The following is a 25603-nucleotide window of genomic DNA, read 5'->3' as shown; positions in this document are numbered from 1 at the left end:
GGACCGATCGGTCCGCCGCGCGTCCGGTGAAGCACACCGTCCTGTCCGGATGCGCACGGGGTCCAGCGTGACCAGCCGGTTCAGGGTGACTAGGTTGGCGCCCAGGCTCAACAGCAGGGCCGCCTGCAGGCTGACCCAGACCTCGAACACCCCGCCGGTCGCAGCGCCGGCACGAACACGATTGGGTTGCTCCGTGCCCCTTCCCGAGTTGTCCCCCGAACAGCGCGCCGCCGCCCTGGAGAAGGCCGCCGCGGCCCGCAAGGCCCGCGCCGAGCTCCGCGAGAAGCTCAAGGCCAAGGGCACCACGGTCGGTGACGTCCTCAAGCAGGGCGAGACCGACGAGGTCATCGGCAAGATGCGCGTCTCCGCCGTCCTGGAGTCCCTCCCGGGCGTCGGCAAGGCGCGCGCCGCCAAGATCATGGAGCGGCTGGAGATCTCCCCGACCCGCCGCGTGCGTGGTCTGGGCGCCAACCAGCGCAAGGCGCTGGAGGCCGAGTTCGCCGGCGAGCAGGTCCAGCCCGACCAGATCCCGGCCGAGGGCGCACTCTGAGCGGACCCCGCGGTGGCCTCCGGCCGCCCCGGACCGAGGACGACGAGTGGCTGACCTGAACCGTGCGCGGCTGACCGTGCTCTCCGGCCCCTCCGGGGTCGGCAAGGGCACGGTCGTCGCAGAGGTCCGGCGCCGGCACCCCGAGGTCTGGGTGTCGGTGTCGGTCACCACCCGGGCCCCGCGCCCCGGCGAGGTCGACGGCGAGCACTACTGGTTCGTCGACCGCGAGTCCTTCGACCACCTGCTCGACAACGACGGGCTGCTGGAGTGGGCGGAGTACGCCGGCAACCGCTACGGCACCCCCCGCGGGCCGGTCGAGGAGCAGCTGCGCGCCGGGCTGCCGGCGCTGCTGGAGATCGAGCTGCAGGGCGCCCGGCAGGTGCGCGAGCGCGCGCCGGAGGCCCAGCTGGTGTTCCTGGCCCCGCCGTCGTGGGCGGCGCTGGTCAGCCGGCTGGCCGGCCGGGGCACCGAGCACCCCGAGGTGCAGGAGCGCCGGCTGGCCCTCGCGCAGGCCGAACTGGACGCCTCCGGCGAGTTCGACGTGGTGGTCGTCAACGACGACGTGGCCAGAGCGGCGGACGAGTTGGTAGGCTTGCTGACTGCGCCTCCGCCCGCTGGTCCCTGACCGCAGCGGGGACGCACCCGAGGCGACCGTGCGGAGCACATCCGCCGCCCGCCCGCACACCGAGTTGAGGAGCACGCCCGCCCGTGTCCGGAGTCGCACCCGCCCCTGAGGGCATCACCAACCCGCCGATCGACGAGCTGCTCGAGCGCACCAGCAGCAAGTACGGCCTGGTCATCTACGCCGCCAAGCGCGCGCGCCAGATCAACGCCTACTACAGCCAGCTCTCCGAGGGCCTGCTGGAGTACGTCGGCCCGCTGGTCGACACCGCTCCCCAGGAGAAGCCGCTGTCGATCGCGCTGCGCGAGATCAACGAGGGCCTGCTCACCCACACCGCCGGCGAGAACTGAAAGGACCCCGTCGCCCCCCACCGCTCGCACGCTCGCGGCGGGCCCCTGCGACGGGGCCGGACACCACTCGTGGTGATGAAGTCCCCGGCACCTGGTGCCGGGGACTTCGTCGTGTCTGGCGCAGGATGAGCGCATGAGCCGGATCGTGCTGGGCGTCGGTGGCGGCGTCGCGGCCTACAAGTCCGCCCTGCTGCTGCGGGCGCTCACCGAGCGCGGCCACGACGTGCGCGTCGTCCCGACCGCCTCGGCGCTGCGCTTCGTCGGTGCGGCGACGTTCGAGGCGCTGTCGGGCAACCCGGTGTCCACCGAGGTGTGGGACGACGTCCCCGAGGTCGCCCACGTGCGGATCGGGCAGACCGCCGACCTCGTGCTGGTCAACCCGGCCACCGCCGACCTGCTGGCCCGAGCCGCCGCCGGCCGGGCCGACGACCTGCTCACCGCCACGCTGCTCACCGCGCACTGCCCGGTCGTCTTCGTGCCGGCCATGCACACCGAGATGTGGCTGCACCCGGCCACCCAGGACAACGTGGCCACGCTGCGCCGGCGCGGGTCGGTCGTGCTGCCCCCGGCCGTCGGCCGGCTCACCGGCCCGGACTCCGGGCCCGGTCGGCTGCCCGAGCCCGCCGACGTCGCGGCGCTCGCCGAGCTGGTGCTCGCCGCCGGCCCGGGCGCGCTGGCCCAGGACCTCACCGGCCGCCGGGTCGTGATCAGCGCCGGGGGCACCCGCGAGGCCCTGGACCCGGTCCGCTTCCTGGGCAACCGCTCCTCGGGCCGCCAGGGCTGGGCGCTGGCCCGGGTCGCCGCCGCCCGGGGCGCCGACGTCGTCCTGGTCGCGGCCAACGTCGACGCCCCGGCGCCCTTCGGCGTCCGCGTCGTCGCGGTGGAGTCGACCGAGCAGCTGCGGACGGCGGTGCACGCGGAGGCCACCGGCGCCGACGTCGTGGTCATGGCCGCCGCGGTCGCCGACTTCCGGCCGGACTCCGTCGCCGGCACCAAGCTGAAGAAGGGCGGCGCCGCAGAGCCGTCGGAATTGCGGTTGGTGCGCAACCCCGACGTCCTGGTCGAGCTGGTCGCGGCCCGGCCGGCCGGTCAGCGGGTGGTGGGCTTCGCCGCGGAGACCGGGGACGCCGAGGGCGACGTGCTGACCCACGCCCGCGCCAAGCTCGCCCGCAAGGGCGTCGACCTGCTGGTGGTCAATGACGTCTCCGCCGGGCGGGTGTTCGGCCGCCCGGACAACGAGGTCACCCTGCTGGACGCCGACGGCACGGCCACCGCCGTCCCGGCCGCGGGCAAGGACGTCGTGGCCGCCGCGATCTGGGACCGGGTGGTGGGCGGACTGCCCGTGCGGGCCTGAGCGGACCGCCGCCGACGACGTGTGTCGGCCCCCGCCGGTACCCTCGCACCGCCAGGGTCCCGACCATCGCCGGAGGCCCTCCCGACCGCGATCAACGCGCCGGGCAGCCGACCGCAGGGAGAACCCAGTGCCACGCCGTCTCTTCACCTCCGAGTCGGTGACCGAGGGCCACCCCGACAAGATCGCCGACCAGATCAGCGACGCGATCCTCGACGCGATGCTCACCCAGGACCCCCGCAGCCGGGTGGCCGTCGAGACGATGATCACCACCGGCCAGGTGCACATCGCCGGTGAGGTGACCACCTCCGGCTACGTCGACATCGCCGACATCGTCCGCGCGACGATCCTGCGCATCGGGTACGACTCCTCGCGCAAGGGCTTCGACGGCGCCTCGTGCGGTGTCAGCGTCTCCATCGGTGCGCAGTCCCCGGACATCGCCCAGGGCGTGGACACCGGCTACGAGGCCCGCCGGGCCGAGATGAGCGGCGCCGAGCACCGAGCCGCCGTGGCCGACGACATGATCGAGCGCCAGGGCGCCGGTGACCAGGGCCTGATGTTCGGCTACGCCAGCGACGAGACCCCCGAGCTGATGCCGCTGCCCATCGCGCTGGCGCACCGGTTGTCCCGCCGGCTGTCCGCGGTGCGCAAGGACGGCTCGGTGCCCTACCTGCGGCCCGACGGCAAGACCCAGGTCACCGTCGTCTACGAGGACGACCGCCCGGTCGCCGTCGACACCGTGGTCGTGTCCTCCCAGCACGCCGAGGACATCTCGATCGACACCCTGTTGGCCCCCGACATCGAGGAGCTGGTGGTCGTCCCCGCGCTCGCCGAGCTCGGGCTGCCCACCACCGGCCACCGGCTGCTGGTCAACCCCACCGGCAAGTTCGTCATCGGCGGCCCGATGGGCGACGCCGGCCTGACCGGCCGCAAGATCATCGTCGACACCTACGGCGGCATGGCCCGGCACGGCGGCGGCGCCTTCTCCGGCAAGGACCCGTCGAAGGTCGACCGCTCGGGTGCCTACGCGATGCGCTGGGTGGCCAAGAACGTCGTCGCCGCGGGCCTGGCGCGGCGCTGCGAGGTCCAGGTGGCCTACGCGATCGGTGCCGCGCACCCGGTCGGGCTGTTCGTGGAGACCTTCGGCACCAACGTCGTCCCGGAGGAGGTGCTGGAGAAGGCGATCAGCTCGGTGTTCGACCTGCGCCCGGGCGCGATCGTCCGCGACCTGGACCTGCTCCGCCCGATCTACGGCCCCACCGCCGCCTACGGGCACTTCGGGCGCACCGACATCGAGCTGCCCTGGGAGCGGCTGGACCGCGTCGACGCCCTCCGCGTGGCCACGGGCGTCTAGACCCCTGAGCGACACGCCTGTCCTCGACGACCCGGGTCCCCGCGCGCAGCGGGTCGCCCGGGTCGTCGTCGATGTGCCGCTGGCCCACCTGGACCGGCCCTTCGACTACGCCGTGCCCGAGGAGCTGGCCGAGCAGGTCGTGGCCGGCTGCCGGGTGCGCGTGCGGTTCGCCGGCAAGCTCGTCGACGGCGTGGTCGTGGAGCTCGCCGGGAGCACCGACCACACCGGCAAGCTGGCGCCGCTGGCCAAGGTCGTCTCGCCCGAGCCGGTCCTCACCCCCGAGGTCGCCGAGCTGGCCCGCTCGGTCGCCGACCGCTACGCCGGGTCGATGACCGACGTCCTCCGGCTGGCGCTCCCGCCCCGCCGCGGAGCACCGGAGAAGCGGCCCCGGCAGGACCCGCCGCCGCCTCCGCCGGCCCCGGACCCGGCCGGGTTCGCCCGCTACCCGACCGGGCCGCTGCTGCTGGAGGCCGTCGCCCAGGGGCACCCGGCCCGCGCGGTGTGGACGGCGCTGCCGGGGGAGGACTGGCCGACTCGGCTGGTCGAGCTGTGCCAGGCGGCGCTGTCCGGCGGGCGGGGCGCGCTCGTCGTGGTCCCCGACGGCAAGGACCTGGACCGGCTGGCCGCCGCGGCCGAGCGGCTGCTGCCCGACGGCGCGGTCGCAGTGCTGCGCGCCGACTCGACTCCCGACACCCGCTACGGCCGGTTCCTCACCGCGTCTCGCGGCACCGCCCAGGTGGTGCTGGGCACCCGCGGGGCGGTGTTCGCCCCGGTGCGCGACCTGGGCCTGGTGGTGATCTGGGACGACGGGGACGACCTGCACGCCGAGCCCCGCGCCCCCTACCCGCACGCCCGCGACGTGCTGGTGCACCGCGCGCACCTGGCCTCCTGTGCCGCGGTGGTCGCCGCCACCTCCCGCACCGCGGAGGCCGCGCTGCTCGTCGAGTCCGGCTGGGCGCACGAGCTGATCGCCGACCGCGCCACCCTGCGCACGGCCGCCCCGAGGGTCGAGGCGCTGGGCAGCGACTTCGAGCTGGCTCGCGACCCCGCGGCCCGCTCCGCCCGGCTGCCCACCCTCGGCTTCGACGTCGCCCGGAAGGCCCTGCAGGCCGGCCGGCCGGTGCTGATCCAGGTGCCCCGCTCGGGCTACGTGCCCTCGCTGGTCTGCGACCGCTGCCGGGCGCCGGCGCGGTGCGCGCACTGCGCCGGGCCGCTGGGCATCGCCCCGGCGCCCGGGCCGAACGGGGTGCGCATCGCCGCCTGCCGCTGGTGCGCGCGACCGGCGGCCACCTTCGACTGCCCGCACTGCCACGGCACCAAGCTGCGTGCCGCCGTCATCGGCGCCTCCCGTACGGCCGAGGAGCTGGGCCGGGCGTTCCCCGGGGCGGCGGTGCGGGTGTCCGGCCGCAGCTCCGGGGTGCTGGCCACCGTGGCCGGCGACCCGGCGATCGTCGTCGCCACCCCGGGTGCCGAGCCGGTCGCCGAGGGCGGCTACGGCGCTGCCCTGCTGCTGGACTCCTGGGCGCTGCTGGGCCGGGCCGACCTGCGGGCGGGGGAGGAGACGCTGCGGCGCTGGATGAACGCCGCGGCGCTGGTGCAGGCCGGCGGTCGGGTCGTGGTGTCCGCCGACGCCGCGCACCCCGTCGTGCAGGCGCTGGTGCGCTGGGACCCGGCGGGGCTGGCCACCCGCGAGCTCGCCGACCGCCGCGAGCTCGGCTTCCCGCCGGTCACTCGGATGGCGTCGCTGTCGGCGTCCCCGGCCGCGCTGGCGGAGTTCCTGGGCGCGCTGCGGCTGCCCGAGGGCGCCGACGTCCTGGGGCCGGTCCCGGAGCCGCCGCGGCCGGGGCAGGAGGGCGAGCGGGAGCGGTACCTGGTGCGGATCCGGCGCAGCGAGGGCGTCGCGCTGGCGCGGGCGCTGCACGACGTGCAGGGGGTCCGCAGCGCCCGGAAGGTGCCCGAGCACGTGCGGGTCCAGCTCGACCCGCTCGAGCTCGCCTGAGCCTCCGAGCCCGCCAGGTCAGCCGGCCGGCTGGTCGAGCAGCTCCGCGAGCTCCTCGTCCAGCCGGGCGGTCGCCTGGTCGACCGCGGCGCCCTCGTCGGCCTGGCGCCACCAGCTGGGCAGCGTGCTGAGCGCCGCGCCCAGGCCGGCGACCGCGCCCAGCAGCAGGTGCGGACGGGCGACCCCGCGATCGCGCAGCGCCCGCGCCAGCGGGCCGTCGACCACCGTCAGCACCACCGCCCAGGCGCCGACGACCAGGCCCTGCTGCAACCGCACCTCCAGCTCCTCCGCCGACATCCGCTCCGGGGGCACGCCGTCGGCCAGCGCCGCCCGCAGGCCCGGCAGCTCGGCGATGCCGACGTCGAGCGCGGCGACCCCGGCCATGGCCAGGTACAGCCGGCGGCGGGCCGCCGAGCGGGCGGGATGGTCCAGGAGTGCTCCGCAGAGGGCGAGGACCAGTCCGTCGGCGGCGCTGCCGACGACGGCGCGGACGTGGTGGGAGGTCACCGGGGTCATCCTCGGAACGGTAGCGAGGTGACCGCGCATCCGGCGTCCTGGACGCCGCCTAGACTCACCCGGTGAGCGTCACCCCGATCCGGATCATGGGCGACCCGGTGCTGCGCACCCCGGCCGCCCCCGTCGTCGAGTTCGACAAGGAACTGCAGCAGCTCGTCGCCGACCTGACCGACACCATGCACGCCGCCGGCGGCGCCGGCCTCGCCGCGCCCCAGATCGGCGTCGGCCTGCGGGTCTTCACCTGGTACGTCGACGGCGAGGTCGGCCACATGGTCAACCCCGACGTCGTCCCGGTGGGCGAGGACGTCGAGCGGGACGCCGAGGGCTGCCTGTCGATCCCCGGCTACCGGTTCGACTGCGACCGCTACCTGACCGTCGCGGCCACCGGCTGGGACATGTTCGGCGAGCCCCTGCGCGTGGAGGGCTCGCACAAGCTCGCCCGCGCCATCCAGCACGAGACCGACCACCTCGACGGCGTGCTGTTCGTCGACCGGCTCGACGCCGAGGCGCGGGCGGCCGCCCTGGACGTCCTGCAGGCCGCCGAGTGGCAGGGGCACCCGTCCTGGCTGCCCGAGGGCTCGCCGCTGCCGGCCCCCGTCGTGAAGGTGAGCCCCCACTGAGGCTCCTGTTCGCCGGCACCCCGGCCCCCGCGGTCGCCTCCCTCGAGGCGCTGCTGGGCTCCGCACACGAGGTCGTCGCCGTCCTCACCCGGCCCAACGCCCCGGCCGGGCGGGGACGGCGCACCAGCCGCTCCCCGGTCGCCGAGCGGGCCGACGCCGCCGGCATCCCGGTGCTGCAGCCCCGCTCGCCCCGTGAGCCGGAGTTCCTGGACACCCTGCGCGAGCTGGCCGTCGACTGCGCACCGGTGGTCGCCTACGGCGCGCTCGTGCCGCCCGCGGCCCTCGACGTCCCGGTGCACGGCTGGGTCAACCTGCACTTCTCCCTGCTGCCCGCCTGGCGCGGTGCCGCACCCGTCCAGCACGCGATCATGGCCGGTGACGAGGTCACCGGTGCGGCCACCTTCCAGCTGGAGGCGGGCCTGGACACCGGCCCGGTCCTCGGCGTGGTGACCGAGCCGATCGGCCCCCGCGACACCGCCGGCGACCTGCTCGGCCGACTGGCCGTCAGCGGCGCCGGGCTGCTCGTCGCGACCCTCGACGGTCTCGCCGACGGCTCGCTGCGCGCCGAGCCGCAGCCGGTCGAGGGCATCAGCCTGGCGCCGCGGATCCAGACCGAGGACGCCCGGGTCGACTGGGCGCTGCCGGCGCACGTGGTCGACCGGCGGGTCCGCGGGGTCACCCCGGCGCCGGGCGCCTGGACCACCTTCCGGGGCAACCGGCTGCGGCTGGCCCCGGTCGAGCCGCTGCCGTCCGCACCGGCCCTGGAGGCCGGCGAGCTGTCGGTCGGTGCCGACGGCGTCCTGGTCGGCACCGCCCGCGGCGCCGTCCGGCTCACCGAGGTGCAGCCGGCGGGCAGGAAGATGCTCCCGGCGGCGGACTGGGCGCGCGGCGCCCGGCTCGAGCCCGGCGAGCGCCTCGGCGAGCAGGGGGGCGCATGACCGGCCCCGACCGGCGCGCCGGGCACAAGCGGCGCAACGACCCCGGCACCGGCAACCAGCGCCCGCAGTCCCGCCGGCACCGGCCGGTCCTGGACGGCGCCCGGCTGACCGCCTACGACGTGCTCGACGGCGTCTCCAGCCGCGACGCCTACGCCAACCTGCTGCTGCCCCAGCTGCTGCGCGAGCGTCAGCTCGAGCCGCGCGACGCCGCGTTCGCCACCCAGCTGGCCTACGGCACGCTGCGCGCGACCGGCACCCTGGACGCCCTCCTGACCACGCTGGTCTCCCGCCCGCTGGCCGAGCTGGACCCCAAGGTGCTCGACCTGCTGCGGCTGGGCACGTACCAGATCGTCGACCTGCGGGTCCCGGCGCACGCCGCCGTCGACACCACCGTCGCGCTCACCCGGGCGATCGTGGGCACCGGCGCCTCCGGGCTGGTCAACGCGGTGCTGCGGAAGGTCGCCGCCGGCGGTGACCGGGCGGCGTGGGTGGCCGCGCTGGCCCCCGCCGAGGACGCCGACCGGCTCGCGCTGAGCACCGACCACCCGCGCTGGATCGTCGACGCCTGGCGCGACGCGCTGGCCGAGGACGGCGAGGTCGAGGCCGCGCTGCTGGCCGACGACCTGGCGCCGGAGGTGCACCTGGTGGCCCGGCACGTCGACCGCGACGAACTCGTCGCCGAGTCCGGGGGCGAGGCCGGCCCCTGGTCGCCCTACGCCGTCCGGCTGGGCGGGGGCGACCCCGGCAAGGTGCGCAGCGTGCGGTCCGGGGCGGCCGCGGTGCAGGACGAGGGCAGCCAGCTGGCCGCGCTCGCCCTCGTCCGTGCCCCGCTCGAGGGCCCGGACGCCGCCTGGCTGGACATGTGCGCCGGCCCCGGTGGCAAGGCCGGGCTGCTGGCCGCGGTCCGCCCGGCCGGGGTGCACCTGACCGCGGCCGACCGCGCCGAGCACCGGGCCGAACTGGTGCGTGGCGCGCTGGCCGGCGAGGACGACGTCGACGTGCGGGTCACCGACGCCACCGCGCCCGACTGGCCGGCCGGCTCCTTCGACCGGGTGCTGCTCGACGCACCGTGCACCGGGCTGGGGGCACTGCGCCGCCGTCCCGAGGTGCGGTGGCGCCGCGTGCCTGCGGACGTCGCCCCGCTGGCCGAGCTGCAGACCCGGCTGCTGGACAGCGCGCTCGCCGCGGTCCGGCCCGGGGGAGTGGTCGCCTACGTGACCTGCTCACCGCACACCGCCGAGACGGTCGCGATCGTCGACGCGGTCGCCGGCCGGGACGACGTCGAGGTGCTCCCGGTCGCACCGCTGTTCCCGGAGGTGCCGGGCATCGCGCGCGGCGACTACGGGCAGCTGTGGCCGCACCGGCACGGCACCGACGCGATGTTCATGGCCCTGCTCCGCCGCACGCGCTGAGCCCGGGGACGGTTCCGCGGAACCGTCCCCGCTCGCGAGATCCGCGTTCTCGTGGCCTCCCGGCCCAGGAGGCCACGACAGATCTCGTGCCGAACGGCTAGCCGACGGAGGCGTAGGCGCGCACGGGGAAGGTGGCCAGGCCGCGGACGGCGACCGGGACGGCGGTGAAGACCGCGCCGGTGTCGGGCAGGCCGCCCAGGCCGGTCAGGTGCTCGACCACCGGGATGCCGGCGGCCAGCAGCAGGCTGTGCGCAGGGCGGGCCGTGCCGATCGTGTCGTCGATGTTGACCGAGTCGATGCCGACCAGCGTGGCGCCGGCGTCCACCAGCGCGCGGGCGCCGTCCTCGGTCAGGTGCGGGTGGTCGCGGTCCAGGTAGGCCTCGGTGCCCCAGGAGGCGTCCCAGCCGGTGTGCACGAGCACCGCGGCGCCCGCGACGTCCAGCCCGGCGAACGCCGCGGCGTCCAGTGCGTGCCCGCGGCCGGCGGCCCGGACGACGACGGCCGGCAGCCCGGCGCAGCGCGCCAGCGGCAGGTCGGCGAGGTCGTGGCCGTCGCGGTACCGGTGCGCGGGGGTGTCGAGGTAGGTGCCGGTGTTGGCGACCATGGAGATCCGGCCGATCTGGAACTCCGTGCCCGCCGCGTAGACGCCGTGCGAGTCCTCGAAGCCGAGGTGGACGCCGATCTCGGGGGCGGGCAGGCCGGGGTAGGTCGTCAGCCCGTGCTCGACGACGTGGCTCAGGTCGATCAGTCGCATGGCGTGGATCCTGGCAGGGCGCACCACGGGTGGATCAGGGTGGACGACGGGGCGGCGCGCGGGGACCCTGCCGTCATGGTCGCCTTCCTCTCCCACGTCAGCGTGGACAGTCGCGACGCCCATGCGCAGTCCCTCTTCTGGGCGGCGGTGCTCGGCTGGTCCGAGGACCCCGGCGACCCGAACGAGCCCGGGGACGAGGAGTGCATGGTGATCTCACCCGACGGGCGGCAGCGGCTGCTGTTCCTCGAGGTGCCCGAGCCGAAGGTGGACAAGAACCGGCTGCACCTGGACCTGCGGCCGGAGACGGGCACCCGCGACGGCGAGCTGCTGCGGCTGCTGGAACTGGGTGCGGTCGTGGTGGAGGACCGGCGCCGGCCCGACGGAAGCGGCTGGTTCGTGCTCGCCGACCCGGAGGGCAACGAGTTCTGCCTGCTGACGAGCGAGGCGGAGCGGGCCGCAGCCCGCTGAACGCAGGACGGGGCGCACCGCCGGTCTGCGGTGCGCCCCGTCCCGTGCAGGTCGTTCAGCCGGTTAGCGCACGGCCTCCAGCGCGTCGACCAGGCCCTCGCCGAAGTAGCCGTTGTCGGCCGCGGGGCCGGTGCAGGTCGTCGTCCCGGTCGGGCAGGGGACGTCGTCGGCCTGGGCGTACAGCAGGTCGGTCAGCGCCGTGCCGGACAGCTTCGGGTGCGCGGACTTCAGCAGGGCGACCACGCCGGCCACGTGCGGGGAGGCCATCGAGGTGCCGTTCTTCCGGCCGTAGCCGCCGCCGGTGACGGTGGACAGGATCGACGAGCCCGGGGCGGCGACGTCGATGACGCCCTCGCCGTAGTTGGAGAAGGACGACCGCGCGCCCGTCGAGGTGGTGGAGGAGACGGTGACGACGCCGTCCAGCTCGGCCGGGATGTCCTCGCAGCCGGCGTCGATCGGCCGGACGACCGGGGTGGTGTCGTCCGGGCTGGTGGCGTCGGTGGTCTTGTGGGCCAGGTCGACGTTGGAGTTGCCGGCCGCGGCCACGTTCACCACGCCGCGGCCCTGCGAGTACTGGACCGCCCGGTCGACGGCGGTCTTCACCGCGCGCTGGTCGGCGTCGTCGTCGCACCAGAACTGCCACGGGTCGATGTAGTAGCTGTTGTTGGTGACGTCGGCGCCGGTGGCCACCGCGTACATGAACCCGCAGATCGCCGACTCGGGGTAGATGAAACCGGCGTCGTCGACGACCTTGACCGAGGACATCCGCACGCCCGGGGCCACCCCGACGATGCCGATCCCGTTGCGCGCCGCGGCGATGGTGCCGGCCACGTGGGTGCCGTGGTCGCTGGTGGTGGGCTGCCAGGAGGCGTAGCTGGAGTCCGGCGAGCCACTGAGGCAGCTTGCCGAGGCGGCGGTGTCGATGTTGGCCGCCAGGTCGGGGTGGTCGCCCTGGATGCCGGAGTCCAGGACGGCGACCAGCACGTCCCGGCTGCCGTCGGTGACCAGGTGCGCCTGGTCGGCGCCGATCGCCTTCATGTCCCACTGCTCGGCCTCGCGCGGGTCGGCCGCGGCGGCCGTGGTGTCCTCGATGCTGGGCGTCCGGGTCACCCGGGCCCCGGGCTTGCCCTTGCCGGACTCGCCCCTGGCCAGCGGGTCGCTGACGCCGTAGGTCGGGTCGGTGACGGCCACGGCGGCGGTGCGGGTCGCGCCGACGGACTCGACGGTCTTCTCCCGGCGCAGCGCCGCGGCGAAGTCCCTGTTGTCGGACTGGGCGATGACCACGCCGATCTCGGCGTAGGACTCCACGACGCTGCCGCCGGCGGCGGCGACGGCCCGCTCGACCTTCAGCGTCTGGCCGCGGTTGGCAGCGTTGATGTTGACCGCGTAGTTCTGCAGCGCGCCCTGGACGTAGCCCGGCGCCGGGCCGGCCGCCGGGGGTGCGGCGAGGGCGGCGGACGGCGTGAGGGCGGCGAGGCCCAGGGCGGTGGCCAGGGCCAGGCCGGTGGCCACGGTGTGCGTGGAGGTCCGGCGGGTGGTGCGGGGCATGGGGCTCCTCGTCCAGCGGGGCAGGGACCGGGGGGCTCTGTGGAGCGGGTCCCGGTGGCGGAGGACGTTAGGTCGCACGACGCAACGTCACAAGTCGGTCACAGGAAGTGGCTGGCCAGCGCCTCGCCACGCGGGAGAGGACCGGTCCGCCACGCCGGACGGGTGACCTGGGCCACAAGACGACCCTCGGCCCCACGAGGGCGACCGGACCGTCGTCACAGGTGGTGGGCCAGAAGGTCCGCGCGTCCTCGGGTGGAGGGAGCGGGCACCTACGATCACCGCGTGGCACAGGACCCGATGATCGCGCCCAGTCTGCTGTCCGCCGACTTCGCCCGCCTCGCCGACGAGGTGCAGCGGATCACCGACGCCGACTGGGTCCACGTCGACGTCATGGACGCCCACTTCGTGCCCAACCTGACCCTGGGGCTGCCGGTCGTGCAGGCCATCCAGGCGGTGAGCCCGGTGCCGCTGGACTGCCACCTGATGATCACCGACCCCGAGCGGTGGGCCCCCGGGTACGCCGAGGCCGGCGCCCGCAACGTCACGGTGCACGCCGAGGCCTGCACCGACCCGCGCGCCGTGGCCCGCGACCTCCGGGCCGCCGGTGCGCTGGCCGGGCTGGCGATCAAGCCGGGGACGCCGCTGGAGGCCTACCTCGACGTGCTGCCCGACTTCGACACCCTGCTGGTGATGACCGTCGAGCCCGGCTTCGGCGGGCAGTCGTTCATGCCGCAGACGATGAGCAAGGTCCGCGAGGCGCGGCGGCTCGTGGACACCGGGCACCTGCAGCTCTTCGTCGAGGTCGACGGCGGGATCAACGCCGACACCATCGAGCAGGCCGCGGCCGCCGGTGCCGACGTCTTCGTCGCCGGCTCCGCCGTCTACGGCGCCGAGGACCCCGCGGCGGCGATCCGCGGACTGCGCGCCCAGGCCGCCGCCGCCCGATCCCGCTCGTGACCACCACTCGATGAACGCCGTCGAGCAGGCGGCGATGGCCCGCGCCCGCGAGCTGGGGGAGCGGGTGCTGGGCACCACCAGCCCGAACCCGCCGGTCGGCGCGGTCGTGCTCGACGCCGACGGTGCCGTGGCCGGCGAGGGCGCCACCTCCCCGGTCGGCGGCCCGCACGCCGAGGTGCACGCCCTCACCCAGGCCGGCGAGCGCGCCCGCGGCGGCACCGCGGTGGTCACCCTGGAGCCCTGCGCGCACACCGGCCGCACCGGCCCGTGTGCCGACGCGCTGCTCGCCGCCGGGGTGCGCCGGGTCGTCGTCGCCGTCCCCGAGCCCACCGCCCTCGCCGTCGGCGGTGCCGCCCGGCTGCGAGCCGCCGGGGTCGACGTCGAGCTCGGCGCCGACCAGCAGGCCGCCGAGGACGGCGCACTGGCCGGCTGGCTGACCGGTGTGCGGGAGCACCGCCCGCAGGTCGTCTGGAAGGTCGCCACCACCCTCGACGGCCGGGTCGCCGCCGCCGACTCCACCAGCCGCTGGATCACCGGACCGCAGGCCCGCGCCGAGGTGCACCGGCTGCGCGCCACCTGCGACGCCGTCCTGGTCGGGTCGGGCACCGTGCTGGCCGACGACCCGCAGCTGACGGTCCGGGACGCCGAGGGGCGCACCGCGCTCCGGCAGCCGCTGCGGGTGGTGCTGGACCGGCGCGGCCGGGTGCCCGCCACCGCCCGGGTGCACGACGACGCGGCCGCCACGCACCTCAGCCGGGCCGCCGACCCCGCCGCACTGCTGACCGAGCTGTTCGACCGCGGGGTGCGCCGGCTGCTCCTCGAGGGCGGCCCGACACTCGCCGCGGCCTTCCTCGCCGCGGGCCTCGTCGACGAGGTCGTGCTGCACCAGGCGCCGCTGCTGCTGGGTGACGGTGCACCCATGGTCGGCGGCCTGGGAATCGACACGATCACCTCGGCGCTGCACCTGACGATCACCGACGTCACCCGCCTGGGCGGGGACGTGCAGATCCGGTTGCGGCCCACCCGGCACACTGGTGGGCCGACGACCGGCGGAGGGAGCTGACGTGTTCACCGGCATCGTGGAAGAGCTCGGCACCCTGGAGGTGCGGGAGGACGGCGCGGACAGCGCCGTGCTGCGCATCCGGGCCTGCAAGACCCTCGACGGCGTCGCCCTCGGCGACTCGATCTCCGTCAACGGCGTCTGCCTGACCGTGACCGGCGTCCAGCCCGGTACCGACGGCAGCTCCGTGTGGAGCACCGACGTCATGGCCGAGACGCTGCGGCGGTCCAGCCTGGGTGCCACCGGCGTCGGCGACGCGGTGAACCTCGAGCGCGCCGTCACCGCCGAGACCCGGCTGGGCGGGCACATCGTGCAGGGCCACGTCGACGGCGTCGGCACGATCGTGTCCCGCACGCCCGGCGACCAGTGGGAGGTCGTGCGCATCGCCGTCCCGGTGGAGCTGGCCCGCTACGTGGTGGAGAAGGGCTCGATCACCGTCGACGGCGTCTCCCTCACCGTCAGCGCACTCGCAGACGAGCCGGAGCCCTGGTTCGAGGTCAGCCTCATCCCGACCACCCTGCGCGAGACCACCCTGGGCGCCCGCACGCCGGGCAGCCCGGTCAACCTGGAGGTGGACGTCATCGCCAAGTACGTCGAGCGGCTGATGGGGGCACGTCGATGAGCGAGTTCCGGCTGGACACCATCGAGGACGCCCTCGCCGCGATCAAGGGCGGCCGCCCCGTCGTCGTCATCGACGACGAGGACCGCGAGAACGAGGGCGACCTCATCTTCGCCGCCGAGCTGGCCACCCCCGAGGTCGTCGCCTTCACCGTGCGCTACACCTCGGGCTACATCTGCGTCGCGGTCAGCGAGGCCGACGCCGACCGGCTCGACCTCCCGCCGATGTTCCGGGTCAACCAGGACCGCCGCGGGACCGCCTACACCGTCACCGTCGACGCCCGCGAGGGCGTGACCACCGGCATCTCCGCCGCCGACCGGGCGCGCACCATCCGCACCCTGGCCTCGGCCGAGGCCACCTCCGGCGACCTGGCCCGCCCCGGGCACGTCGTCCCGCTGCGCGCCCGGGACGGCGGGGTGCTGCGGCGCCCCGGCCACACCGAGGCCGCCGTCGACCTGGCCGTGCTGGCCGGGCTGCGGCCGGCCGGCGCGCTGTGCGAGGTCGTCAGCGAGCAGGACCCCACCGGCATGGCCCGGGGTGCGGAGCTGCGCGAGTTCGCCGATGCCCACGACCTGGTGATGGTCTCCATCGCCGACCTCATCGCCTACCGCAAGCGCTTCGACAAGCTGGTCGAGCGGGTCGCCGAGGCGCGGGTGCCGCTGCGCGCGGGGGAGTTCACCGCCGTCGGCTACCGCAGCTCCTATGACGAGCGCGAGCACGTGGCCTTCGTCTACGGCGACATCGCGGACGGTGAAGACGTGCTGGTGCGCGTGCACTCCGAGTGCCTCACCGGCGACGTCTTCGGGTCGCTGCGCTGCGATTGCGGGCCCCAGCTGGACGCCGCGCTCGCCGCCGTCGCCGTCGAGGGCCGCGGCGTCGTCCTCTACATCCGCGGGCACGAGGGCCGGGGCATCGGACTGCTGCACAAACTGCAGGCCTACCAGCTCCAGGACGCCGGCGCGGACACCATCGACGCCAACCTCGGCCTGGGCCTGCCCGCCGACGCCCGCGACTACGGCACCGGCGCGCAGATCCTGGTCGACCTGGGCATCCGCACCATGCGGCTGCTCACCAACAACCCGACCAAGCGCGCCGGTCTCGAGGGCTACGGCCTGAAGATCACCGGCCGGGTCGGGCTGCCCACCCACGTCACGGCCGACAACATCGGCTACCTGCGCACCAAGCGCGACCGGATGGGCCACCTGCTCGAGATCATCGAACCGGAGTCCGTCGTCGAGCCGGCCGTGCCCGTGCGGCGCGCCGAGGAGCAGCCGCTGTGAGCGGCCCGGCCGCCCGCACCGGGCACACTGCAGCGTCGTCCACCACGAGCACCGAGGAGCAGTCATGAGCGGGTCCGGAGCACCGGGGCAGGAGCCCATCGACGCGGCGGGCCTGACCCTCGGCATCGTCGCAGCCACCTGGCACGGCGAGATCGCCGACTCCCTGCTGGCCCGCGCGCTCGCCTGCGCCGAGGCCTCCGGCGTCGCCTCGCCGACCGTCGTGCGGGTGCCCGGCGCCCTCGAGCTGCCGGTGGTCGCCCAGGCGCTGGCCGCCACCCACGACGCCGTCGTCGCCCTCGGTGTCGTCGTCCGCGGGGGGACGCCGCACTTCGACTACGTCTGCGACTCCTTCACCGCCGGCCTCACCCGGGTGGCGCTGGACTCCGGCAAGCCCGTCGGCAACGGCGTGCTCACCACCGAGGGCGAGCGCCAGGCCCGCGACCGCGCCGGCATGGACGACTCCGGCGAGGACAAGGGCTGGGAGGCCGCCGCCGCCGCGTTGCAGACCGCGCTGGTCCTGCGTGAGCTGCGCACGCGCAAGCAGGGCACCGGCTTCGGGGTGACCCCGGCGTGAAGACGTTCGACGCGCTCTTCGCCGAGCTGAGCGAGAAGGTCGCCGCCGGCGACCCCGCCTCGGGCACCGTCACCGCCGTCACCGACGGCGTGCACGCCGCCGGGAAGAAGGTCGTCGAGGAGGCGGCCGAGTCCTGGATGGCCGCGGAGTTCGAGGACGAGCAGCGCACGGCGGAGGAGATCAGCCAGCTCCTCTACCGGGTGCAGGTGCTGATGCTGGCCCGGGGCCTGTCCCTGGCCGACGTCTACGCTCACCTCTGATCAAGGACCTCGTCCCTCCCCACGACGCGCTTCGCACGCCGCGGGGCCCTGGGACGAGGCCGTTCCATCCCCTCGCTTAGGAGAGCTCTGTGCTGCGCGTCGCCGTCCCGAACAAGGGCGTCCTGAGCGAACCCGCTCAGACGATGCTCGCCGAGAGCGGCTACCGGCAGCGGCGCAGCCTCAAGGACCTCGCGGTCTACGACCCGGAGAACGACACCGAGTTCTTCTACCTGCGGCCGCGGGACATCGCGATCTACGTCGCCGCCGGCACGCTGGACGTCGGCATCACCGGCCGCGACATGCTGCTGGAGACCACCCCGACGGACGGCGCCGGGGCGGTCGCGGCCGAGGTGATGCCGCTGGGCTTCGGGCGGTCCTCCTTCCGGTTCGCCAGCCCCGCGGACTCGGCCATCGACGAGGTGGCCGAGCTCGAGGGCAAGCGGATCGCCACTGCCTACCCGGGGCTGCTGCAGCGTTTCCTGGACTCCACCGGCATGAAGGCCGAGGTCGTGAAGCTCGACGGCGCGGTCGAGACCGCCTGCCGGCTCGGTGTCGCCGACGCCGTCTGCGACGTCGTGGAGACCGGGACGACGCTGCGGGCGGCCGGGCTGCGGATCATCGGCGAGCCGGTGCTGGCCAGCGAGGCGGTGCTGGTGCGCCGTGAGGGTGCCGAGGAGATCCCGGCCGTGGCCCAGCTGCGCCGGCGGCTGCAGGGCGTCCTGGTCGCCCGGCGCTACGTGATGCTCGACTACGACTGCCCCAACGACCTGCTCGCCCGGGCCACCGCGATCACCCCCGGGCTCGAGGGCCCCACGGTCAGCCCGCTGCACACGCCAGGCTGGTCGGCGGTGCGCGCCATGGTCGGCAAGGACGACACCAACCGGGTCATGGACGACCTCTACGAGCTCGGCGCCCGCGCCATCCTCGTCACCAGCATCGCCGCCTCGCGCATCTGAGGTCGGGTCCTCCGCGCCCCCGCCGGCCCGCGGACGTCGCCGTCCCAGAGCGGGCCGTGTCCGCGGCCGGCCGCGTGCCGGACGCGGCATGCTGGGGGGATGCGCCGCATCGCCGTCCCGGTCCTGCTGCTGTCGTCCGCCCTGGTCACTGCCTGCGGCGGGTCGTCGACGGCGGGAGACGCGTCGGCGCAGACGTCGAGCTCGGCGGCGGTCCCGAGCGGTCCGGCCGACGGGGAGCTGGTCGTCGAGCTGGTGCCCGGGCCCGGCGAGGCCGCGCAGACCTACGAGCTCTCCTGCGCCGTCACGCCCGCCGGTGACCTGCCCGACCCGGCCGCCGCCTGCGCCCAGCTCAGCGGCCAGCCGGACCCGTTCGCCGCGCTGTCCGGCGACACGATGTGCACCCAGCTGTTCGGCGGCCCGCAGACCGCACGGGTCAGCGGCCGGTGGGCGGGGGAGCCGGTGGACCTGGAGCTCTCCCGCACCGACGGGTGCCGGATCGCCCAGTGGGACCGGCTCGGCGCGCTGCTGCCCGGTCCGACCGGCTGACGCCGGCCGGACCGGGGACGCTCAGCGCGGCCGGGCGGTCCGCTCGACGAGGTCGATCGCGGTGCTCAGCCCCAGGGCCAGCGCCCGGCCACTGGTCGAGCCGCTGCTCAGCAGCGCCCGGATCGCCGGGACCAGCGGGCCGTCCCCGACCATCGCGCGCAGCACGGCGGCGTACTCGCCGGTGACCCGTCCGGCCGCGGCGTGCCGCAGCAGCGCGCGGGACAGCTCGGTGGTCCGCCCGGCGGCCAGGCCGGTCACCCCGCTGCCGAAGCGCTCGGCGGCCGGGTGACCCAGCAGCACCAGCCCGGCAGTGGTGCCCGCCAACACGTCGTCGCCGACCGGTGTCATGCCGGGGCCCTCGCCGATCAGTCGGGTCGCGGTGCGCAGCGCCGCGTCCAGGTCGGCGCGGCGGACGGCGCCGCGCAGTGCGGCGAGCGGGCCGCTGGGCCCGCCGGCCAGACCGGGCAGCACGAAGGCGCTGTGCGGGACCCCTTCGCCGTAGAGCGCGGCCCGCAGCTCACGGACCCCCTCGGGCAGCAGCGCCGGGCGCGCGGTGGGCAGCTTGGGACGCGGGTCCCACCACGCGGCCGCGCTCACCGTCAGGTCACCGACGACCAGCCGGCCGCCACCGACGGTGGCCGGGGCGCCGCTGGGCGCGGAGACCAGCGGGCGGCCGTTGGACGGGCGGAAGAGGATGCAGCCCAGCGGCAGCCGGGCGGCGTCGGAGGTCAGCACGCCGACCACCTCGGGCCCGGAGGGCGTGGGCACGGTGACGTACAGGGCCGAGGGTGCCGACAGGAGCACCGTGCCCTGGCGCAGCGGGCCGCGGAGCAGTTCGGCCACCCCGGTGCTCGCCTGGGCCGGCACCGACGGACGGGGCACGATGCCCGACGGCGCGCCCCCGGCCAGGTGCAGCGTGGGCATGCCGGCGCGGGCGGCCCGCCCGGGGCGGCCCGACCGCGGCGCCGGAGCCGCGGTCGATCGTGGTGCGGCGGTGCGGCGTGAGCCGGTACCGGTCCTGTCCTCGCTGGTCGCGGCGTCGCCCTGCCCGCCGGTGCTCTCGTCGATCGTGCGCATCTGACCTCCACCCCCGTGCGGTCGCCGGTGTCGGTCGATGTGCCGACTGCCGTCCCGGTCTGGTGCTCCCGGGCGGCGGCACCGACCCCCTGGTGCGTGGGGCCGCCTACCATCCGAGCGGGACACAGGTCGGGGGTCGAACGTAAGTGGCGCGTCCCTCAGACCTGTATGGCGATTCTCGCCAAGCGTGGGTTCGCGCGTCCAGAGACGTCTGACAGAATCTTGCCGAGTTGTTCGTGACACGGCGTCTTGGGGGTACGTAGAGTGACTGAACGTGAGACGTCCGTGACGTATGTAGCACACAGTGACCGTGCCGCCACGTTCAGCAGCGTCCCGCCGTCGGCTGAGCCGGTGCTCTCGCAGCTGCCCCCGGGCGACCGGACCGCCCTGCAGGACAGCATGGGGCTCACCGTCGACCAGGTGCTGGACCTCCCGGGCCTGATCGGCACGATCGTCGTCGGGGGTGCCACCGGCACCCGGCGCATCGTGCGGCACGTCGTCGTCGAGGAGCCCGACGCCCCGCTCGGCAGCGCCGGTCCCGACGTGCTGGTGGTGCTCGCCGGTCGGCTGGCCACCCGGGACCCGGCACAGAGCCGTGCGGTGATCGAGCGGCTGCACCGCGCCGGCAGCGGCGCGCTGGCCTTCCGCTCCGAGGGCGGGCAGGGCAACGCCGCCGGCGAGGTGCCCGCAGAGGTCCTCGCCGAGGCCGACCGGCGCGGGTTCCCGGTCCTCGCGCTGCCGTCGACCACCCGGCTGGACGAGGTCGTCGCCGAGGTGCTCGGCGCGATCATCGACAAGCAGACCCAGGCGCTCAGCCTCGCAAACCGGATGCACAACCAGTTCATCGACGTGGCGCTGTCCGGCGGTGGGCTGGCCGAGGTGACCACCCAGGTGTCGACCTTCCTCGCGGGTGCGGCGGTGCTGGGGCTCGGGCCCGACCGCGAGGTCGCCACCTACGCCGGCCCGCCCGAGGAGGTCACCGAGATCCGCGACTGGCTGTGGCTGCTCGACGCCGCCGCCGACGACGCGTTCGGGGACCTGACCCCGGCCCGCCGGCTGTCGGGCAACCGCGCCGACCAGTCCGTGGTGACCCCCGCCGACGTCCTGGCCGACGCCGACCTGTCCCCGGCCGACGGCATCCTGCTCGTCCCCGGTCACCACGAGCTGCCCGGCGGGGTGGGGGAGTACGCGGTCGCCCCGGTCATGGCCGGTGAGCAGCGGCACGGCTGGCTGGTCGCGGTGAACCGGCACGGGCCGATGCTGCTCGGGGCCGGTGTGGTGCTCGAGCAGGCCGCCGTCATCGCCGCGCTGTCGGAGATCCGGCTGCAGGCCGTCCACTCCGTGGAGCTGCGCTTCCAGGGGGACATGGTGCGCCGGCTGGTGGGGGGCTCCTTCGCCCACACCGAGCGGGCGCTGGCCTACGCGCGGTCCTTCGGCTGGCGCCTGGACGGCCCGGTCGTCGTCCTGGTGACCGCCACCGAGACCGTCGCCGACGCCGGCGCCGACCCGACCCGCGCGCTCGACGTCCTCGACCGGCTCGCCGACGGCTGGCGGTCCGCGGTCGACAGCGAGGTCGCCGGTGCCGCCGTCGCGGGCCTCGCCACCGAGATCGTCACCGTGCTGCCGCTGGACGGGCGCACCCCCGAGGAGCTGTCCGGGCTGGTCGCTGCGGTCACCGCCCGGGTCAACGCGCGGCTGCGCCGGGTCGGGCGGCTGCTGGGCACCGGCATCGGTCGCCCGGCGGAGTCCCTGCAGGTGCTGGGCGACGCCTACCAGCAGGCGCAGCGCGCCCTGGTCGTCGGCCAGGAGATCCACGGCGGGCACGCGGTCACCCACTTCGACCAGCTGGGCGTCTTCCGGCTGCTGTCGCTCATCCCGGACAGCTCCGAGCTGCGCTCCTACGTCGACGAGGTGCTCGGGACGCTGGCCGACTCCACCGACCCGGACTCCGTCGACCTGCGCGACACGCTGCGGGTGCTGCTGGAGACCAACCTCAACGTCGCGGAGTCCGCGCGCCGGCTGCACTTCCACTACAACACGATGCGCTACCGGATCGGCAAGCTGGAGCGGATGCTGGGTTCCTTCACCACCGACCCGACGCTGAGGCTGAACCTGCTGCTCGCGCTGCACGCTGCCCGGATCCGCGGGCTGGACCAGCCGCACCGCCCGCCGGTAGAGAGCGTCGCCGCCGCCGTCCTGGACGACGGGCTCGAGTCCCTGGTCTGAGGCACGACAGCGGGGCCGGTCGGTTCCTCAGTGACCGGCCTCGACCACCCGCTTGAGGGTGGCGAGGTCGGTGGTGACCGCCGCGGCGTCGGTGGCGAACTCCTCGTCGGTCATCGCCGGCGCGCGGCGCAGCGTGAACACGACCTCGCAGCCCGCCCCGTCGGGCAGCACCCGCAGCGGGTTGGTCACCGTCGTCCCGTCGGGCAGCGTCACGTCGTGGTCGAGGACGCCGAACGGGTTGCGCTCGGCGAAGCGGACGACGACCCGCCCCATCGGTGAGTCCGCGACCCACTCGCCGTCGACCTCGGCGATGCCGCCGGCCAGCCCCGCCGCCCACGCGGGCAGGTGGGCGGGGTCGCGGGCGTAGTCGTACACCTCGGCGGCGGCCCGGTCGATCGACACGGTCAGGTGCAGGGACGCGCTCATGTCGGCCATCCTGGCCCAGGGCCCCGACGGCCGGGGTCTACGGCTGTCCGGCGGCCAGGGCGTCGACGGCGCGGTCGAGCAGCTCGCCGAGCAGGTGCTGCTCGCCCGGGGTGAGCACGTCCAGCTGCGGTGCCACCGCCCGGAACGCGACGGTGGCGGCCATCGGCCCGGCGTCGGCAGCCGCCGGTGCGTCGGTGAGGACCTCCCGGAGCACGGCGGCGAACATGCTGTCGGCCAGCCCCGGGTCCCGCTGGTCGGCCGGGGTGGCCAGCAGGACGTGGATGGCACCGATCCCGGCCGCCTGGAAGACGGCGACGGCGCGCGGCTCGCTCACCCGCAGTCGCCCGGCTGCGGCGACCCGCCGGATCCGGGCCTCCAGCACGCGGCGGCCCGACTGGGCGGCAGGGGAGGGGCGCACCCGGTCGGGGTCGCTGAGCAGCCGGAACAGCGTCGGGTTGCCCACGCCGAAGTGGATCTGCCGGTCCCAGCCGGCGCGCAGGTCCGCGATCGGGTCGACGTCCTCGGCGGTCGCGGACTCCACCGAGGCTGCCTTCTCGGCCACGTACTGGGTCATCACGTGCTCGGCCACGGCGTCGAGCAGGCCGTCCTTGTCGCCGAACAGCCGGTAGATCGCCGGCGGCTGCACGCCCGCCGCCTCCGCCACCCCGCGCGTGGTCACCGCTGCCGGGCCGTGCTCACGGAGCAGCTGGGCGGCGCCGTCGACGATCCGCGTGCGCAGGTCGCCCCGGCCGGTCTCGGTCACGTATCAACGATAGCGCACCGCTGGTACCACTGTGCTATCAATGGAAGCACCTCACCGTTTCCAGCGATACGAGTCCAGGAGCCCCCCATGATCACCGTCACCGGAGCGACCGGCGCCCTCAACGGCGCGACCGTCGACCACCTGCTCGAGCACGTGCCCGCCGACCAGCTCGTCGTCGTCGCCCGCGACGTGGCTGCGGCCCAGCGGTTCGCCGACCGGGGGATCGAGGTGCGGCACGGCGACTATGCCGACCCGGCGTCCCTGCCGGCCGCCTTCGCCGGCGCCGACCAGCTGCTGCTCGTCTCCTCCAGCGACCCCGCGGCCGATGCCGTGGCCCTGCACCGCACCGCGATCGAGGCAGCTGTCCGGGCGGGGGTGGGGCGCGTGCTCTACACCAGCCACCAGGGGGCTGCGCCTGGTACGCCGTTCGGCCCGGGCCGCGACCACGCCGCCACCGAGCAGCTGCTGGCCGACTCCGGGCTGCCCTGGACCTCGCTGCGCAACGGCTTCTACGCCCACAGCCTGCTGTTCATGACCGGGCCGTGGCGGGAGACCGGCCGGATCGAGGTCCCGGCCGACGGTCCGGTGTCCTGGACGTCCCGCGCGGACCAGGCCGAGGCCGCCGCCGTCGTCCTGCTCTCCGACGGCGGGTACGACGGGCCGGTGACCCTGACCGCGAGCGCCGCACCGACCTTCGCCGACGTCGCCGCCCTCGCCGGTGAGGTGGCCGGGCGCCCGGTCGAGCGCGTGCTGGTCGACCCCGACGCGTGGGTCGCCGGTCAGGTCGCCGGCGGGACGCCGGAGTTCGTGGCCCGCTTCCTGCTGGGCATGTACTCCGCCGCCGAGCAGGGCTTCTTCGCCGGCGTCGACCCGCTGCTCGGGGAGCTCCTCGGGCGCGAGCCGCGCAGCGTGCGCGACCTGCTGGCCGCGCCGGTGCACTGACCGACCGCGTCGGGACTGCCTGCGGTCGCAACGGGACGGCCAGTCCGGGGTGCGGTGGCCGGATCCCGCCAGGGGACGTCGCCGGCGCCACCTAGGGTCGGCGACGTGCCCTCCACCCCGCGCTCGCCCCTGGTCCTGCTCGCCGTCTCGGTGACGGTGCTGGCCTGGGCCTCGGCGTTCATCGGCATCCGCGCGGTCGGTGAGGACCTCTCGCCCGGCGCGCTGGCGCTGGGCCGGCTGGCGGTCGGCACGCTCGTGCTCGGTCTGCTGCTGGCACCCCGTGGCTGGGTCCGGCCGACCGCGGGGGAGTGGCGGCTGCTGGCTGTCTGCGGGGTCGGCTGGTTCGGCGTCTACAACGTGGCCCTCAACGCCGCCGAGCAGCACCTGGACGCCGGCACCACCGCGATGCTGGTCAACATCGGCCCGGTGCTCATCGCCGTCTTCGCCGGGCTGCTGCTGGGTGAGGGGTTCCCGCGCTGGCTGGTGATCGGGCTGGCGATCGCCTTCTGCGGCGTCCTGCTCATCGGGTTCGCCACCCGCGAGGCCGGGGCGGACCTGCTCGGCGTCGTCCTGTGCCTGGTGGCCGCGCTGACCTATGCCATCGGCGTGGTGTCGCAGAAGCCGCTGCTGCGCCGGCTGCCCGCCCTGCAGGTCACCTTCACCGCCTGCGCCATCGGCGCGCTGTGCTGCCTGCCCTGGGCCGGGGCGCTGGTCACCGACCTGGGTGCCGCGCCGGCGTCGTCGGTGCTCGGCATGGTCTACCTGGGGGCCGTGCCGACGGCGCTGGCGTTCAGCACCTGGGCCTACGCGCTGGGCCGGATGGACGCCGGCCGGCTCGCGGTCACCACCTACCTGGTGCCGCCGATCGTGGTCCTGCTGGGCTGGGCGCTGCTGGACGAGGTCCCGCCGGGCCTGGCCTTCGTCGGCGGCGCGGTGTGTCTGCTCGGGGTGGCGGTGTCCCGGCGGCGGGTGCGCCCGCCGGTGCCGGTGCCCGCCGAGGCGACCGCGTGAGCGGTCAGGGCGTGGACAGCACCCGGGCGAGGTCGGCCAGCGCGCCGGGCACCAGGGCGTAGTAGGCCCACACCCCGCGCTTGTCCCGGGTCATCAGCCCGGCGTCGACGAGCACCTTGAGGTGGTGGGAGACCGTGGGCTGCGACAGGCCCACCGGCTCGGTGAGGTCGCAGACGCAGGCCTCGCCGCCGTGCGCGGCGACCAGCGAGACCAGCCGCAGCCGGGTCGGGTCGGCCAGCGCCTTGACCGTGCGGGCCAGCGTCTGGGCGTCCTCCGCGGACAGCGGCGCGCCCTGCAGGGGGGAGCAGCAGACTGCCTGCGTCGGCTCGGTCGCGGTGGTCACCCGCCCATCCTGCCCCGGACATTGACATCCGTCGATGCCTCGGGTCAGAGTTGCCCCACGACGAGGCATCGACAGGTGTCG

At 75.4% G+C, this 25603-nt stretch carries 28 protein-coding genes; 21 read left to right on the top strand and 7 right to left on the bottom strand.

Going from position 1 to position 25603, the window contains the following annotated elements:
- Positions 1-193 precede the first annotated feature (193 nt).
- From mihF to GCU67_RS18625, 6 genes are all read left to right on the top strand, one after another.
- A complete protein-coding gene (gene mihF / locus GCU67_RS18650) occupies positions 194-550 on the top strand; it encodes an integration host factor, actinobacterial type (protein WP_163612849.1) in 357 nt (118 codons plus the stop codon).
- A gap of 46 nt (positions 551-596) precedes the next feature.
- Entirely contained in the window at positions 597-1175 is a 579-nt protein-coding gene (gene gmk, locus GCU67_RS18645; RefSeq protein WP_163612848.1) for a guanylate kinase, read from the top strand.
- 83 nt (positions 1176-1258) lie between these two features.
- On the top strand, positions 1259-1522 hold the full coding sequence (gene rpoZ, locus GCU67_RS18640; protein ID WP_014741310.1) for a DNA-directed RNA polymerase subunit omega: 264 nt from the start codon (positions 1259-1261) through the stop codon (positions 1520-1522).
- Positions 1523-1655: 133 nt separating this feature from the next.
- Positions 1656-2876, top strand: coding sequence for a bifunctional phosphopantothenoylcysteine decarboxylase/phosphopantothenate--cysteine ligase CoaBC (gene coaBC / locus GCU67_RS18635; RefSeq protein WP_163612847.1), 1221 nt, complete (start codon positions 1656-1658; stop codon positions 2874-2876).
- 127 nt (positions 2877-3003) lie between these two features.
- Positions 3004-4227 (top strand): methionine adenosyltransferase, encoded by a 1224-nt coding sequence (gene metK / locus GCU67_RS18630; protein WP_163612846.1) that lies wholly within the window; start codon positions 3004-3006, stop codon positions 4225-4227.
- Between the two features lie 4 nt (positions 4228-4231).
- Entirely contained in the window at positions 4232-6226 is a 1995-nt protein-coding gene (locus tag GCU67_RS18625) for a primosomal protein N' (protein ID WP_163612870.1), read from the top strand.
- 18 nt (positions 6227-6244) lie between these two features.
- On the opposite strand, the gene GCU67_RS18620 is transcribed toward GCU67_RS18625, so the two are convergent.
- Positions 6245-6742 carry a hypothetical protein gene (locus GCU67_RS18620; protein ID WP_163612845.1) on the bottom strand — a complete coding sequence of 166 codons (498 nt, stop codon included), beginning with the start codon at positions 6740-6742 and terminating at the stop codon, positions 6245-6247.
- A 62-nt stretch (positions 6743-6804) separates the two neighbouring features.
- Between GCU67_RS18620 and def the strand changes: the two genes are divergently transcribed.
- From def to GCU67_RS18605, 3 genes are read left to right on the top strand one after another with little or no spacing between them, the layout of a single operon-like run.
- A complete protein-coding gene (gene def, locus GCU67_RS18615; protein ID WP_163612844.1) occupies positions 6805-7362 on the top strand; it encodes a peptide deformylase in 558 nt (185 codons plus the stop codon).
- Positions 7287-8300, top strand: coding sequence for a methionyl-tRNA formyltransferase (gene fmt, locus GCU67_RS18610; RefSeq protein WP_338105148.1), 1014 nt, complete (start codon positions 7287-7289; stop codon positions 8298-8300). The genes def and fmt overlap by 76 nt, the downstream gene beginning before the upstream one ends.
- Positions 8297-9712, top strand: a complete 1416-nt coding sequence (locus GCU67_RS18605; protein WP_163612843.1) for an RsmB/NOP family class I SAM-dependent RNA methyltransferase — start codon at positions 8297-8299, stop codon at positions 9710-9712. The genes fmt and GCU67_RS18605 overlap by 4 nt, the downstream gene beginning before the upstream one ends.
- Positions 9713-9809: 97 nt before the next feature.
- Here GCU67_RS18605 and GCU67_RS18600 read toward each other — a convergent pair whose 3' ends face one another.
- Entirely contained in the window at positions 9810-10466 is a 657-nt protein-coding gene (locus GCU67_RS18600; protein WP_163612842.1) for a cyclase family protein, read from the bottom strand.
- A 75-nt stretch (positions 10467-10541) separates the two neighbouring features.
- Between GCU67_RS18600 and GCU67_RS18595 the strand changes: the two genes are divergently transcribed.
- Positions 10542-10934: a VOC family protein gene (locus tag GCU67_RS18595; protein WP_163612841.1), complete on the top strand. Its 393-nt coding sequence runs from the start codon at positions 10542-10544 to the stop codon at positions 10932-10934.
- 63 nt (positions 10935-10997) lie between these two features.
- Here GCU67_RS18595 and GCU67_RS22560 read toward each other — a convergent pair whose 3' ends face one another.
- On the bottom strand, positions 10998-12482 hold the full coding sequence (locus GCU67_RS22560; protein ID WP_163612840.1) for a S8 family serine peptidase: 1485 nt from the start codon (positions 12480-12482) through the stop codon (positions 10998-11000).
- 282 nt (positions 12483-12764) lie between these two features.
- Between GCU67_RS22560 and rpe the strand changes: the two genes are divergently transcribed.
- From rpe to GCU67_RS18550, 8 genes are all read left to right on the top strand, one after another.
- Entirely contained in the window at positions 12765-13439 is a 675-nt protein-coding gene (gene rpe / locus GCU67_RS18585; protein WP_338105147.1) for a ribulose-phosphate 3-epimerase, read from the top strand.
- A gap of 10 nt (positions 13440-13449) precedes the next feature.
- A complete protein-coding gene (gene ribD / locus GCU67_RS18580; protein WP_163612839.1) occupies positions 13450-14502 on the top strand; it encodes a bifunctional diaminohydroxyphosphoribosylaminopyrimidine deaminase/5-amino-6-(5-phosphoribosylamino)uracil reductase RibD in 1053 nt (350 codons plus the stop codon).
- A 1-nt stretch (position 14503) separates the two neighbouring features.
- Positions 14504-15121, top strand: coding sequence for a riboflavin synthase (locus GCU67_RS18575; RefSeq protein ID WP_163612838.1), 618 nt, complete (start codon positions 14504-14506; stop codon positions 15119-15121).
- The gene (locus GCU67_RS18570; protein ID WP_163612837.1) at positions 15118-16398 is read left to right on the top strand and encodes a bifunctional 3,4-dihydroxy-2-butanone-4-phosphate synthase/GTP cyclohydrolase II; all 1281 of its coding nucleotides are present in this window, start codon (positions 15118-15120) and stop codon (positions 16396-16398) included. The genes GCU67_RS18575 and GCU67_RS18570 overlap by 4 nt, the downstream gene beginning before the upstream one ends.
- 64 nt (positions 16399-16462) lie before the next feature.
- The gene (ribH, locus tag GCU67_RS18565) at positions 16463-16972 is read left to right on the top strand and encodes a 6,7-dimethyl-8-ribityllumazine synthase (protein ID WP_163612836.1); all 510 of its coding nucleotides are present in this window, start codon (positions 16463-16465) and stop codon (positions 16970-16972) included.
- Positions 16969-17232 (top strand): phosphoribosyl-ATP diphosphatase, encoded by a 264-nt coding sequence (locus GCU67_RS18560; RefSeq protein ID WP_163612835.1) that lies wholly within the window; start codon positions 16969-16971, stop codon positions 17230-17232. The genes ribH and GCU67_RS18560 overlap by 4 nt, the downstream gene beginning before the upstream one ends.
- An 89-nt stretch (positions 17233-17321) precedes the next feature.
- Positions 17322-18188: an ATP phosphoribosyltransferase gene (hisG, locus tag GCU67_RS18555; protein ID WP_163612834.1), complete on the top strand. Its 867-nt coding sequence runs from the start codon at positions 17322-17324 to the stop codon at positions 18186-18188.
- A gap of 99 nt (positions 18189-18287) precedes the next feature.
- Entirely contained in the window at positions 18288-18734 is a 447-nt protein-coding gene (locus tag GCU67_RS18550; RefSeq protein ID WP_211661666.1) for an SSI family serine proteinase inhibitor, read from the top strand.
- Positions 18735-18755: 21 nt separating this feature from the next.
- Here GCU67_RS18550 and GCU67_RS18545 read toward each other — a convergent pair whose 3' ends face one another.
- A complete protein-coding gene (locus GCU67_RS18545) occupies positions 18756-19811 on the bottom strand; it encodes an oxamate carbamoyltransferase subunit AllH family protein (RefSeq protein WP_163612833.1) in 1056 nt (351 codons plus the stop codon).
- Positions 19812-20162: 351 nt separating this feature from the next.
- On the opposite strand from GCU67_RS18545, the gene GCU67_RS18540 reads away from it, so the two are divergent.
- Positions 20163-22037 carry a PucR family transcriptional regulator gene (locus tag GCU67_RS18540; protein ID WP_338105146.1) on the top strand — a complete coding sequence of 625 codons (1875 nt, stop codon included), beginning with the start codon at positions 20163-20165 and terminating at the stop codon, positions 22035-22037.
- 27 nt (positions 22038-22064) lie between these two features.
- Here GCU67_RS18540 and GCU67_RS18535 read toward each other — a convergent pair whose 3' ends face one another.
- Both GCU67_RS18535 and GCU67_RS18530 read right to left on the bottom strand, forming a co-directional pair.
- A complete protein-coding gene (locus GCU67_RS18535; RefSeq protein WP_211661665.1) occupies positions 22065-22463 on the bottom strand; it encodes an SRPBCC family protein in 399 nt (132 codons plus the stop codon).
- Between the two features lie 37 nt (positions 22464-22500).
- Positions 22501-23226 (bottom strand): TetR family transcriptional regulator, encoded by a 726-nt coding sequence (locus tag GCU67_RS18530; RefSeq protein ID WP_163612830.1) that lies wholly within the window; start codon positions 23224-23226, stop codon positions 22501-22503.
- A gap of 87 nt (positions 23227-23313) precedes the next feature.
- On the opposite strand from GCU67_RS18530, the gene GCU67_RS18525 reads away from it, so the two are divergent.
- Complete coding sequence (locus tag GCU67_RS18525; RefSeq protein ID WP_163612829.1) at positions 23314-24168, top strand: SDR family oxidoreductase; 855 nt, start codon at positions 23314-23316, stop codon at positions 24166-24168.
- 105 nt (positions 24169-24273) lie between these two features.
- Positions 24274-25179: an EamA family transporter gene (locus tag GCU67_RS18520; protein WP_163612828.1), complete on the top strand. Its 906-nt coding sequence runs from the start codon at positions 24274-24276 to the stop codon at positions 25177-25179.
- Between the two features lie 4 nt (positions 25180-25183).
- Here GCU67_RS18520 and GCU67_RS18515 read toward each other — a convergent pair whose 3' ends face one another.
- Positions 25184-25522, bottom strand: a complete 339-nt coding sequence (locus GCU67_RS18515; protein ID WP_338105145.1) for an ArsR/SmtB family transcription factor — start codon at positions 25520-25522, stop codon at positions 25184-25186.
- Between the last annotated feature and the right edge of the window lie 81 nt (positions 25523-25603).

The sequence above is a fragment of the Modestobacter muralis genome (genome assembly GCF_010682105.1).
Classification (GTDB): Bacteria; Actinomycetota; Actinomycetes; order Mycobacteriales; family Geodermatophilaceae; genus Modestobacter; species Modestobacter muralis.
This window is presented reverse-complemented; position numbering and strand designations above follow the sequence as displayed.